Origin of the sequence: Granulicella aggregans, assembly GCF_014203275.1 — a bacterium.
In the GTDB taxonomy this organism is placed as follows: Bacteria; Acidobacteriota; Terriglobia; order Terriglobales; family Acidobacteriaceae; genus Edaphobacter.
The window spans coordinates 1-12,804 of the sequence record NZ_JACHIP010000043.1 but is presented as its reverse complement, the minus strand read 5'-3'; the positions used below and the strand labels follow the sequence as shown (position 1 = coordinate 12,804).

Below are 12,804 nucleotides of genomic sequence, written 5' to 3'. Positions count from 1 at the left end.
CGGCGAGACTTCCGGCCATACTTCTCAAAGCTCGACTGAGACGCAAACGTCTGCTGCTTCATCGCCATCCACCCCTGACCATCAGATTAATCCATCAGGCGACGCAGAACTTGTGCAGAGTTTCCCTAGATGCAAAACGGCCCACCGGCCCTGGCACCCCCGGCCTGAAACACATGCTTTCATGCGGTCTCGGGTCCGCTACACTTCGTCTGCGATTTGAGTACAAAACACGCCTCCAATTCCGGGATTTGACTGCAGTTCCTGAGCTCCCGAAGTGAATTCCGCGAATTGAGTGCCGCGTAACAACCGGAACGATGGAACGCATATGGCATGGAGCTCCCTACACCCTACCCTTCTTATATGTCGGCACGTGGCGGAGCATTATGTTCCCGAATATGGAAAAGATGTTCGATTCAGGATCGAGAACTATGCCTACATCGATCCTCTCGGTCGGGAAACTGTCAGTTGGGTGCGGACCTTCTTCACTAAACGCAAGCGCCGCTTCGACGCCTACATGATCAACGGCCTTGAGACGTTATCGGTAGAGGTCGCGAAACAGCGCGCGAAAACCTCGTCGTTGGACAAGCCTGACACATGCCCCCCGATCCCGGACTTCTGTGCCAAATAATTAGCACAGAAGTTCGCCAAATAAAAAGCCAAGCAACAGCCCATCGAGCTCCACAACGACGGTCAAACGAGTGTAATAGGGCTATTTTCCTGGATTGCAGTCTTGGCGAGATCACTCAAAGCCACAAGAAAACATAGCAGCGGTTTGCTTAAATCGACTTGTCCGTCTGCTAACAATTCCTTGCACTCCGAGACGATACGGGAAACATCGAGCTGGCCTATCCCCACGCCCGAGAGAGTCCCGTTCGACAGAATAAGCTTTCTGATACTCCCACTCATCTGTGGTGCGCTTCGTTCCAGTTCATCCCTTAGACCCGCAACTTCCAACAGATTACCAATAAAAATCTCCTGAGCGGCGAACAGAGGATAAGCAGAGTCACCACTCCGTAACAGAGGCTCCCCTGTCTCCCTATCCTTTGAGTCAATAATTGCCAGTTCATCTTGAATTAGGCTTTGATTTTTGTATACGAGTGCGCTAAGTGACATAACTACCACACCACCATTCCGTTCCTGAAGGTAATTGACCCAGTTCTGGTCATCAATGTAATTGTGCCAAATGGTTTGGTTTGTGGGGAAGCCATCGCCCTCTCCATCTGATTGACGGCCGAGTCGAGTGTTTGGTTTGACCCTCGAGCATCAATGATGATGCTACCGTCGGATTGCTTGCTAGCATTTTTTATAGCATTCATAATGCTTGTGGGCCCGTCAGCCGTAACGGTTTTTATTTCCGTCTTAACTCCATTTACGAGGATGTCGGCGGTCTTAACCCCGGATATCGATGAACGCGCTATGGGCAAGACTCGATTGCCATTCGCGATAAGGTCATCGGCAACAACCCGTTCCGCTTTCGTGAGGCTCGAGAGGTCTACCAGATTGCCGAGTGTTTCTATTCCGGACCCTTCCAGTCCGGAGCCAATCGCTCGCACGCCGAGGCTAGCTAGGTCTGCAGTACCAGATAGTGCGTAAAATGCGCCGATTCCAAGATCTCCAGGAATAACTGCACCTTGGTCCATCTGCGGCAGCTTTGCAGTTACTGTTGCCGAAGCTAGGCCGAGAGCTTGGTACACCTCGTCTTGGTGATCCACTATTGCACAACCTTGACCATCCCCATCGTCATAATAATTGTTGTCCGATGTGTTTTTCCTGCAAGTGTGCCCATCTGGATCGTTGTTCATAAGCGGACTATTCCGCACATAACTGTATAGATTCCAGCTCTGTGGATCACCCAGGTCCTGATCGCTTCCATCATCTGGACTGGAGAATCTACCCACATTGGAACTGTAGTACCTGGCCCCGAAGTAGTCGAGTCCTGATTCCGCGTCCCGTTCTTTGCCGGTAAAGAAGGCATTACTCGGAAAACATGTGCCGTTTATTCGTTGACCATCTCCAAAGGGCTGGCTCGTTGTGGTCTGACATAGATTTCCCGTCGAATCGCTACGAGCACGCTCGGTTCCGATCCAATCCGAAAGCGCGTATACAGTCGCACCTCCTGCTGCATCATTGTAAGTTGCCAGGTGACGAGCTCCAGCATAGATCTCCCGTCGAATAACTCCTGCTGTCCCCGTCAACTCAGCTATGTTTTGTCCCTTGTCGTCGTAAACGTAGACGTTTGTGACTTGGCCGCCAGATTGCTTGGCGACACGTCGCCCCTCAGCGTCGTATGTATAGAGAGTCGCACCCCAGCCCGACCAACTGAGGCGGTTCTCCGCATCGTAGTTGTATTGAGACGGGCTGTAGCAGCCAAAATCCTGTAGTTGATTTCCGGCCCCATCGTAGCATGAGTTGGCGACCCTATTGTTCGAGGCAATCGCCTTTTCGAAGGCATATCCAGCTCCTTGCGTGACGGTCTGGGAGAGCATATTGCCGAAGCTATCGTACTGCCATGCGAGTCCGTTCCCTGCGCCCGACGCTGACGCGACCAGACGGTTCAGGTTGTCGTAGAGATGGACCCAGTTCCCATTTACAGAGTCGCCGCTATAATCCACATTCCCGTTGGGCGCATAGCCAACAGCCCAGGAGTACCGAGTAGGGACAGTTGTTCCGACTGGGATTGAGGTAGCCCCAACTGGGCTCACCATAATCTGAGGAATTGAATTGAGCACATTTGAACCGCCGGTGGCATCATAAACCCGGACTCTGAGAGCATATAGTCCAGAAGGAACTGCAGCCACGGATCCACTGATGCTCCACCCAGTATTGATGCACGACTGGTTTCCAAGGGAATTTGCTACGTCCGGTCTGGATCCGCTTGTTGTTGTGTGACCGATCAATATCGTACCCAACCACAGCTCTACAGTCTGCCCGACGCCACATCCGGAGACGCCAGGAAGAGCAGCCCATCCGCTCGCTGTAAGAGTTGAACCGGCCGCGACGGTTCCATTCGTCGACGCATTCGTACTATCTAAGTTACCGCTCAGCGCGGTGGGATCCGTGACCACTGTGATCGGATAGACCGATGGCGGGCTGGTATGTTGGCCGAGGGCATCATAGATGGTCACGGCAACACTGTGTTGGCCCGACAAGAGGTTGCCCATTGTGCCCGTAAACACAAATCCGCTTTTTAGGTACCGAGAGTCGCCGTTGCCCACGATGCTGACGACATCAGGGCGTTGGATGCCGAGCGTAGCAAACCCGATATCATTTCCATCTACAGACACCTTTACAGCCGCCACGGGAGCCACCATTTGACTGTCGATCGCCCATCCGCTCAGAGTGATCTTCCCTCCGTTCGAAACGGAAGTCGAACTTCCATAGGGTACAGTTGCGCTGACGCCGTCAACATTGCCTGATGGAGGAGGCGCGCTGGTAACTGTGATGGGATATTGATTTGAAAGGAGTGCCCTTTGGCCATTCGCATCAGTCCCATACACGTTCACATAGTATTGCCCTGGAGGCATGTCGCCCACAGAATCATCGAAGCTGAATCCGCACGTAGTGAATCCAGAGGTGTAGATCCATCCCGTCAGTCCGGTCGTGGCCTCACCGATTGCAATCCCGGGGCCGCCTTTCGAGGCTCCGAGATCTACCTCTACCGAGGCAATCGGACATCCTCCGGTCGGACTTGCTGCCCAGCCTTGCACGTGCAAGGTGTCGCCCTGGGCCACAACGTTAGTCTGGCTCGCATCGTTTAAAGGAGCCGCAACGTTGCCGATGGGAGGCGTACTGCTGGAGGGAGCGCTCGGACTGCTAACGTCATAGCTTATCTGTCGCGCCCGAACGTCATATGTCCTTGACTCCTTAAGACCATTGCCAAGAGTGGAGTTCAACAGTCCGACTGGTCCATATGTGGTCGCAGAAAAGAGCGCTACAGGAAAAGACGCATTGGTCGTATTCGCTACGGTGCTCACGCGCCCGGCACTATCAAACGTGCTAGTAATAATGTTCCCAATTGGATCCCGAAGGTCTGTGCGATGACCTGCCAAGTCGTACCAATATTTTAGGAGAAGGAGCGAACCCGATGTCTGGCAGTTGAGAGCACACGAAAGATCGCCCAGGCTTCGGCCCATTGCATCGTAACCAAGAGTCTGCTTATAGGTGACTACATTGGCCGGCATCGTGGCGCCCCAGGCACAAGCACCAGGTTGTGTCCACTCTTTCGTAAGCCGTCCGACTGTAGAAGGTCCAAACGCAGGAGTGTCGTACTGAAAGCAGGAGGACGGCGTTGTATCCGTGTAGGTCTTGGAGATCAAGCGGTTTAACGCATCGTAGGTATAGGCCGTTCGAATACCCCGCGCATCGGCCTTATAGAGAAGATTACCGTTCGCATCGTATCCAATGATACAGTTGCTCCCGTTCCACTGGCCATAGCATAGTGTGCCAGTCTCAGGATTGGACGCGCTCTGGAGCCTCGAGAGCCAGTCATAGGAAAAGGATCGGACTCGATCGCCTGAACTTTGAGGAGCGCCACCCCACTGATCAACTCGTGTTAAGTTATTGAGACTATCGTAGGTGTAGTCTGTTTCAAGGCTCGCAGGTGCCGATGTCGAGCCAAGTTCTAAGGTCGCAATCAGCCTTCCGATGGCGTCGTAGTTAAGGCGACGATGAATCCCGTTTTCATCATAGGAATCGCGATTCTGCCCAGTGAATACTGTCTTCTGCGGGTAACCATCAGGGCTCATACTTTCCACGACTCTTCCGAAGCCATCGTAGCCAAAGGAAGTCACTACATTCGCGCCGCTTCCGCCCGATGGGTAGGGATTCGAAACGGAGCTTAGTCTGCCTGCATTGTCATAGACTCTATCAACCTCAGCACCCGTTGCGAGATCCACTACGCTGCCTTCTTCGCCGAACGAACTCTCGGTAGTGTTAGACGTATGCCAGGTTGTACCTGCAAGTAACTGAGAAGACTGCACGACTGTTGCGCTGGGATACGAACGACAGGTCTGGCCTCCATCGGCATTCGTTGTACAAAGGGGCCTCCCTTGAGTGTCATATGTCGAGAGCGTACCTGGCCGTGAATTAGCGAGGTCATTCGCATCTTGTATTTGAACAGGTTCCCTCAGACAACTGTTATAAGAAGTCTTTGTCTGATGACCCAATGCATCGGTGATTAACGTGGGAAACGCAAAGGTTTTAGTTGAAGTTGAAATGCAACTCGTGTCGGAGTAGTTATCGGCATAGCTAAACCTGGTCGGATTGCCTCTCGCATCCACCGTTTGCGTGACATTGCCTAGGGTGTCGTAGCAGAGGTGGGTGGTCACAGACGTTGTGGCCGAAGTGCTCTTCGTAATGGTGGTCGGATTCCCACGCGCCCAGCGCGTACTTCCGAAGTTCACATCGTCGTGTCCAATTGCCCCTGTGATGTTCGTAAGCATAGGGATGGCTGAGAGACCAGATGGGGCAACGTTACAGTATGACGCACCATATTCATCATAAGCTCTGCTCTCTTGCGCCACGATATTGCCGCTGCCATCAAGAACCTTTGTCAGTACGGGATAGTTCACCATGTGAAATTGCGAAACGTACGGAATCGTTGATGTATCTTGCTGATATTGTTTCAGTACCGATCGATAAGTGACGCCATTGACGAGCTCGTCGGCACGGCTCACGACATCGCCCGTTGTGTATTGATATTGAATTCTGTCTGTCGCCCCTGTTTGATTCCAAGTGGTCTGACTGTAAGCAGGAGTGCCGATTCTGGTTGTATCCACTGTTTTGGTGGTGACGAGAACCCCGTTTAGATAATCCTGCTCCGTGAGCATCGTGCTGACGGTAGTGCCCGAAGTCGATGTAGATGTGGTGTATACGGTCTGGTCCTGCACGGTCGAGCTTGGCTGTGAGGGATCTGGAGCATGGGTGGGTGGGGTAACAATGGCTGTTAGAAACGGCACTGCGCAGTAACCGGTCTTAGCGCAAAACGTACGAGCGAACCCCGTCGTCCCTCCGTAATCCGTCACACTCTTGATATCGCCTCGGAAGTCAGACTGATACGATGTACCCACGCCTGTCGGGGCATAGTAGCTGTAGCTCACGGTCCCACCCGTGGGCAGAGTCATACTAAGAAGTTGCCCATAGTGTCCATGCGTGGTGCCGGTGTCATACGTAAAGCTATAGCTGGATACCCCGTCCGGCATTGCTAAGCTCTGTAATGCCCAAATTCCTCCGCAATAATCGTAGGCTTGAAGTGTCGTGCTCGATCCGGAATAGAAACCAGTACACACTGGCACGTAGGTAAAAGTGAGTGTATACGTAATCGCCGAAGACTGGTCACCGTTCAATGGCCTGTAGGTAAGGTGACACACCTGTGAAGCTTTTGGTGCATAAGGCTGAGCCACAGAAGAGGAGTTTCGGTTGCATCCTGCGTCACTTCCCGGGGAAGCGTCAGTCCCTGTCCCTGGAGCTCCCGGCCCCTGCAGCGTGGAGTTGAGGTACGCCTGATTGCCGTTTGTACTCACCCCATAACGTGAACCGTCAGGGGCGTAGAGGGTGGGAGAGCTACCATTTTGGATCGAGATGAAATAGCCTGAACCGTCCAAGGCTTGTCCGGAGGCGGTCTGCGTGCCATACCCATTAGGGTACTCGGGGGCCCCGGTGGCCGAAGAGCAATTTTGAGTGTAGGTTGTTCCCGGCTGAAATTGGTGAAAGGTTCCCGTCGAATCAACGACCTCCCAGATGGAATACTCTTGGATTGAGCCATACCAGCCCGATCCACAACTGTCAGTCCTTACATTGACGGGGTAAGCACTGCCGATTGGCTCGGCTCCGGAATCCACTGCAATGTTCCAGTAGCTTTCGTTATTCGGGGGATAGATCACGCTACCCCCAACGCCACCGTTGTTCCAAGTAATGCCATTCCAGAACATGCTGTTGTAGCGCAGTGACATTGTGCTGGGGCCGCCGCCACGCTCGGGCATGCTTACAAGCGGAATGTCTAATTGCAGATTGCCTGTATTGAGGTTGATCGATCCATTCCGCACAGGGATCGTGGGCGTTCCTTTAGGTGCGGAGATGAGAGTATTGATGTCGCTTTGAGCCCGGAGACTTGCCGACAAGGTCAGCATTCCAATAGTTAGTGCAATCGCACAGACCTTATCGATCTTACGGATCATTCGACTTATGCTCCTATCGCGGGCTAGAGATGGTCATACCCTGGTTGATGGCAACCCCGGTAACGGACAGAACGTTGGTGGATTTTCCAGCGATACGTTCTTCAATGGATAGTGGCAGGAGCAGCGGCGGAACTGATTGGTAGTCGCCATAAACAAGCGAATAGGGGAGGGTGTGCATCGGATGTCCGTCAATATGGCGCATACCCTCAATCCGGCTCAGTAGATGAGTGCTTTGCGCAAAATAGAGATCGACAGTGGCGGAGGTGAGGTCTCTTTGCTCCGGTTTCCAATTTGGCAACCGGACGGTGACGCGCACGCCGTCTTCACCGTTAGTATCCTCGGAGGCGGGCAGAGGCCGGATTTCATCAGAAGGGTTTAGTAAAAGCTCTTGGAGAAGACAGACAGGTTGGTACGGCAGATGCTCGATGGCACGCCGGTCACTCACTGACCGAGAGATACCGTCATCGGATGCACTTGTCCTGATGCCATCTTTCAGCAGGGTATGGCTCACCACTACACCATCAACCGTAACGGAGCGCAAATGCGCGAAGAGGCCGACGGAGGATTCGGTGGCAAGGCCGGAGACGGCATTTCCTGACCACTCCGAAACGCTATATTTCACTGAAATATCAGTGATAGGAGGCCCGGACGCGGGGCTCATGGCGGCCAAAGCACTGCTCAGAAGAGCGACGGAATTCGCATCACGAATGATGGTCGTCGTCGTGGGTGCCAACCAGTTCTCCGGAGCGGCTTGTGACCACGCAGCCTTTGGAAAATGTACGAGGAGACAGGCGAGAAATATGCAACAGAGAGAGCGCTTCACTTGCGACTCCTAAATGGAACATTACGGATCTACGCGAATTGCGAAGCAATGGGCGCACTTGTTCGCGAGCGCAAAAAGAGCCAATGAACGGCGTGATGCAAAACGATTGGCTTTGGGCTTCGTTAGGTAAATTGTACGTGGAGGTTGGCAGACTAAGAGAGAAAAAAGATTTCAGAGCATTACTGAAGTATGCATAAAGCGTAACCTCTAGCGTCTCGGGCGCACGCAGGCAAGAGGCTTTATGTTGAGGTCGTTTACGGAACGAACCCGATGGTATGCGAAGAAGATCGTGAAAGTCAAAAAGAATCTAAGTAGAGAAGTAAGTTGGCTTCGCCCATACAGAGGTCCCTTCAGAAAACCTACCACATCGTACGGTAAACCTCGGCGAGCACGCGAGCACATCGCATTGTCGTAGCTCGTTTAGAAATAATCCAGCCTGGCCAAAGCCAACTCTCGATCCTGATGCACCAGCACCAAGGAACCACCCGAGGGTCTTTGATCGTAATGGGAAGACTCTCAGGAATTCTTCTGGAGACATAGAGACCTTTATCGTGAGATGTACACCTAGATTTATAACGCACATACAGCTATATCTCTTGCCTCAAGCGCTGCGTGTTAACCAACAGCGGCATTTTTTGTTGGGGGAGTGCGGTAATGAACATAGGCTTTGGATCCTCCCCTCTGTACCCTCATACTGACCCGCATCATGAACGTCGCGGCCTTGTTCTCGATCAGGTATTCGGACAGATCGAGAGAAGTCTCCAGGTAGTCCTCTGCGGGGCTTGGAAAGCCCGCAGGCGCGCTGCCATCGCAGTATGGAAGGATTAACGGCCAGTCACACGCCCACTCGACCTGAATCAGGCTCATCGCTACCCCTCACCTCAGGCATAGCAGGTGTGGCGAAGGAAAGCGAAGATGCGGTCTTTCTTCTTTGTGCGCGAGCGATATCTCGTTTGTTTCCAAGGTTCACGCATTTGCCCCAACCGCGAACAACCGGCCTAGAGTGGCAGCGCGCCATCCACGGAGGCCTTTTCGGCAGCCTTCAGCATCTCCGGGCCGTTGTTTCTTACGTTCCCGACTTTCGGATTGGCCTCATAGACTTCCATTTCTTCAGATTCGAAGGGCCGGAGGAGATCGATCGGCAAACGTTCCGTATCTTCCCTGTCCAGCCAGCGGTCATAGTCGCGTGCGTGAAGGATGACAGGCATACGCGGATGAATCTTCGCCATCAGCTCGTTCGCCTCTGTGGTCACGATGGCGTAGGACTGAAGCCAGTGACCGTCCTTGTCTTTCCAGGCGTCCCAAAGCCCCGCAAACGCGAAGAGGCTACTATTCCCCAGCTCAAAGGCATAGGGCTGCTTCGGAGGCTTCCCTTCCTTCGGCCACTCGTAGAAAAACGAGGCGGGAATCAGGCACCGCCTTTTCTTGAAAGGTTTACGCCACGTCGGAGCTTTAGTAATCGTCTCTGATCTTGCGTTGATGGTCGAGAGACCTTTTACGTCCTTCAGATCCTTCGTGAAAAACGGCACCAGTCCCCAGCGGGCCAGAATCATTTCTCGCTCACCCGTCTCGCGACTCTGCCGGATGATGGGCTGATGAGTCGTCGGCGCGATGTTGTAGTCGGCATCAGGCATCGGCAACTCAGCCGGTGAAGGCTTCGCGCGAAAGTGTTCCGCGATCTTCTGTTTGTCGCTGCGACGACCGTATCGACCACACATGGTGCCACTCCAATGACGCCTCAGCTCGCCGGTGCCACGATTTCTACTGCGTTTCCGGTTCACTCGATTCCATAACTTTGATGCTTGAAGCAAACACGGTCACCTGATGTCACGCGGCACTCAAATCGCGAACTCAGGCCCTTAATTTTCAATATTGTCCGCGATTTAGATGCAAACGGCCCACCGGCCCTGGCGCCGCCCGGCCTGAAACACGTGCTTTCATGCGGTCTCGGGCCCCCTACACTCTGTCCGCGATTTGAGTACAAAACACGCCTCAAATTCCGAGATTTGATTGCAGTTCCTGAGCTCCCGAAGTGAATTACGCGAATTGAGTGCCGCGTGACAGTCGGTTTCGACAAGGCTGGTAATCGAGAGGGGATATTCCCCAGAACGAATTTAGCAACCTCAAACATGACATTTCTACAGCACCCATTGTAGGAAATAAGTCTCTTAGCGGTTGTCTGGATAGATATCAAGACATTGAGGTTGCATCGCTTGATGCTCGCTGGCCGTCGCCTCAAAAACCCAATTCCCCCACCACATTTCCCTGGAAGAGCGATCCCTTCCTGATGTAGCGGCGGACCATCTTCTCGGACTTGTGCCGGGTCTGCTTCATGATCTCGCGTTCGTTCTGGCCTGCCTCGGCCGCGGAGGTTGCGAGGCCGGCGCGCAGAGAGTGCCCGCTGAAGTCTTCGGCCGCGAAGCCGGCGTGCCCGACATGGCGCTTCACGATCAGAGCGACGCTGGTGTCCGTTAATCGGCGATCGAGGATCTTGCCATTTTGCTGGACCGGACGGAAGATTGGACCGGTGTTGATCTTCGCGTACTCGATCCAGGCTCGCAGCAGGGTGACAGGGCAAGTCGCCGGTTTGCGGCCCTTGGGTATGCCGATCTCGACTCCATCGGCCGACTGGTCGGTCTTCGACCACCGCAGCGTCAGGATGATTCCTTCGGGAGCCGATCGGATGTCTTCGGCATCGAGGTTGACCAGTTCCGATCGGCGCAGGGCTCCGCAAAATCCGATCACCAGCAAGGCCCGGTCGCGATGCTCGACCGCTTCACTCTTGCCGAGGCCAGGGATCTGCCTCAATATCTCAAAGAGATCTTGCACCAGGAGCGCCTGCTTCGCTTCCTGCGGCGCTCGGTTCTTGCGCCGGATGCCGGCCAAAAGTTGTCGGAAGCTCCCCTCCCGGGTTGGGGACTGGAAGCCGGCCTCTCTATGCTGGCGGCTGATCGCCGCGATGGCCCGGGTCAGACTGGCGTTTTGCAGTCTCGCTGAGCGGTCGACCATATAGAGGGAGGCGGTCTCAGCCGAAGCCGGGAGCGCTTCCCTGCCCTCGAGGGCGCACCAGTCGCTAAAGTTCCGCCAGTCGGCCGCATACCCGCGCTGGCTGTTGGCGGAGAGTGAGTGGGTGCGCAGCTCTGCTATCTCGCTTTCCAGAGCGGCGCGCCGAAGCTCGATCGCGGCAGAGGATCCGCTGGGCTCCAGCGAGAGGGCATTTAGAACCGAAGAGTGTTCCAGTCTGTCGACGAGAGAGTCGTTGACGTCGTTAGATGGTTTCCCGATCTTCAGAGGCTGAACTTCTCCAGGGTCCTTCAACGATTTGGCGCGAAAGGCAGCGGTATAGGTTTGCAGATGGACAGGGGTCACGAAAAAGGCCTCTGTGGGCACTCTACGCGAAACGCTTTCTATAAGTAGCTATTACCGGAAGCGTTTCTAAGTCTCAACGAATGCTCCAGGACCCAAACGATGACGCGCTCAGATTAGATTCCAATCTTCTCCACCTCTGACAGACTGACATCATCGCTTCTTCTGTCATAGAGCCCCGTGGTCTTAGCGTTCGAGTGCCCAGCCATGCGCTGCGCGACTTCGAGCTTGCCGCCATTGGTGAGGTAGTCGGTGATGCCCGTGGCCCGGAAAGTGTGGCAGCCGATGGCAGTCTCCAACTGAGCGTCGTTCGCGCGCCTCTGCACCATGTACCAGACATCGGTACGCGAGACCGGCCGGTTCGAGAGCTTGCCGCTTCGCCCGATCGCCGAACGGAAGAGCCAGCCCTTCCCATCCTGGCGGATCCCAGCGGCAGCGAGATACGCATCGAGGTAAGCCTCAAGCTTGTGGTGGCAGGGCATCTGGTGGACCTTGCCATTCTTCTCGCGCAGCCGAAGCCACCAACGCTTCTTCTGCGGGTAGTAGTCCTCGACCTTGAGATCAACGACGGCCGAGACGCGGGCGAAGGTGAAAGCCATGACCGCGACCAGGGCGCGATCGCGCAGGCGGACGAGGGAGGTTTCGTCCATGCTGTCGAGCAGCTCACGCGCCTCGGCCGAAGAGATGACCGGCGTTGTTCCTTTGGTGACCGAGTGTCGCGGCCCCCGCACCGAGTGAACTGGATTCGACGGAACAACCTGACCGGTGACCAGCCAGTCGAAGAGCATCCTAAGGCAGGCGAGATGTTGCTTGACGGTCGGAGCTGATCGCTCCTTCTGGAGCTGTTCGATGTAGCCGGCGACGTGCATGGGCTGAATCGCTCCAAGCTCAGAGAGGCCTCGCGCCTCGCACCAGTCCAGGAACAATCCCGCCGCATGACCGTACGCCGCCCGAGTGTTGGCGTTGCGGATGTGGACGGTGAAGAACTCGAGGAACCGCCGTGCGGTCCGCTCCCCTTCCCTGCCCACAAGTGCCGGGAGCAAGATCCTGAGATCATCGTTCTTGTTAGTGACGAGTTGGCTGCCGATTTCCATTTCAGCTTCTCCGCACGAGTTTGAAGGAACCGGTCGGTGCGAGAGCCTCGAAGCTGTAGCGAGTTCCCCGGAAGAAGACCTCGACCTCGGGAGCGTTCTTGAAGTACTGGATCGTGTTCTCCGAAACCTCGACGAGCTTGCCGAAGAAGAACTCCGGGGACCCAAAGCTGGTGTAGGGGCCGAGGTCGGCCTCGGCCATCACGCAGGTCAGAGGACTACGGAGGGAGCCACCCTCACGGGTGGTCTCGATAGGGGTAGACCCAACATTGCTGTCACCGGGGGCAATCTGTCAGGCAGTTTGCTGGTCGTACCTGAGCAGCATTTGCGTGCCGACCGATTTGGGGCC

The 12,804-nt window shown here is 54.7% G+C and carries 9 protein-coding genes; 1 reads left to right on the top strand and 8 read right to left on the bottom strand.

From position 1 onward, the window contains the following. Positions 1-325: 325 nt before the first annotated feature. The gene (locus tag HDF16_RS32310) at positions 326-628 is read left to right on the top strand and encodes a DUF4166 domain-containing protein (RefSeq protein ID WP_221313390.1); all 303 of its coding nucleotides are present in this window, start codon (positions 326-328) and stop codon (positions 626-628) included. Positions 629-690: 62 nt separating this feature from the next. Here the strand turns inward: HDF16_RS32310 and HDF16_RS29150 are convergent, their stop codons facing one another. The 8 genes from HDF16_RS29150 to HDF16_RS29115 all read right to left on the bottom strand — a co-directional run bounded on the left by HDF16_RS29150 (position 691) and on the right by HDF16_RS29115 (position 12,657). After that, positions 691-1,113 (bottom strand): hypothetical protein, encoded by a 423-nt coding sequence (locus HDF16_RS29150; protein WP_184224335.1) that lies wholly within the window; start codon positions 1,111-1,113, stop codon positions 691-693. Positions 1,114-1,115: 2 nt separating this feature from the next. Next, a complete protein-coding gene (locus tag HDF16_RS29145) occupies positions 1,116-7,175 on the bottom strand; it encodes an RHS repeat-associated core domain-containing protein (RefSeq protein WP_184224333.1) in 6,060 nt (2,019 codons plus the stop codon). 13 nt (positions 7,176-7,188) lie between these two features. Next, complete coding sequence (locus HDF16_RS29140) at positions 7,189-7,908, bottom strand: hypothetical protein (protein ID WP_184224331.1); 720 nt, start codon at positions 7,906-7,908, stop codon at positions 7,189-7,191. A gap of 705 nt (positions 7,909-8,613) precedes the next feature. Beyond that, a complete protein-coding gene (locus HDF16_RS30430; protein ID WP_221313388.1) occupies positions 8,614-8,865 on the bottom strand; it encodes a LexA family protein in 252 nt (83 codons plus the stop codon). A 131-nt stretch (positions 8,866-8,996) separates the two neighbouring features. Beyond that, entirely contained in the window at positions 8,997-9,716 is a 720-nt protein-coding gene (locus HDF16_RS29130) for an SOS response-associated peptidase (protein ID WP_184224329.1), read from the bottom strand. A gap of 517 nt (positions 9,717-10,233) precedes the next feature. Next, positions 10,234-11,367 (bottom strand): tyrosine-type recombinase/integrase, encoded by a 1,134-nt coding sequence (locus HDF16_RS29125; protein ID WP_184224327.1) that lies wholly within the window; start codon positions 11,365-11,367, stop codon positions 10,234-10,236. Positions 11,368-11,480: 113 nt separating this feature from the next. Further along, positions 11,481-12,458 carry a tyrosine-type recombinase/integrase gene (locus HDF16_RS29120; protein ID WP_184224325.1) on the bottom strand — a complete coding sequence of 326 codons (978 nt, stop codon included), beginning with the start codon at positions 12,456-12,458 and terminating at the stop codon, positions 11,481-11,483. A 1-nt stretch (position 12,459) separates the two neighbouring features. Further along, complete coding sequence (locus tag HDF16_RS29115; RefSeq protein ID WP_184224323.1) at positions 12,460-12,657, bottom strand: hypothetical protein; 198 nt, start codon at positions 12,655-12,657, stop codon at positions 12,460-12,462. Between the last annotated feature and the right edge of the window lie 147 nt (positions 12,658-12,804).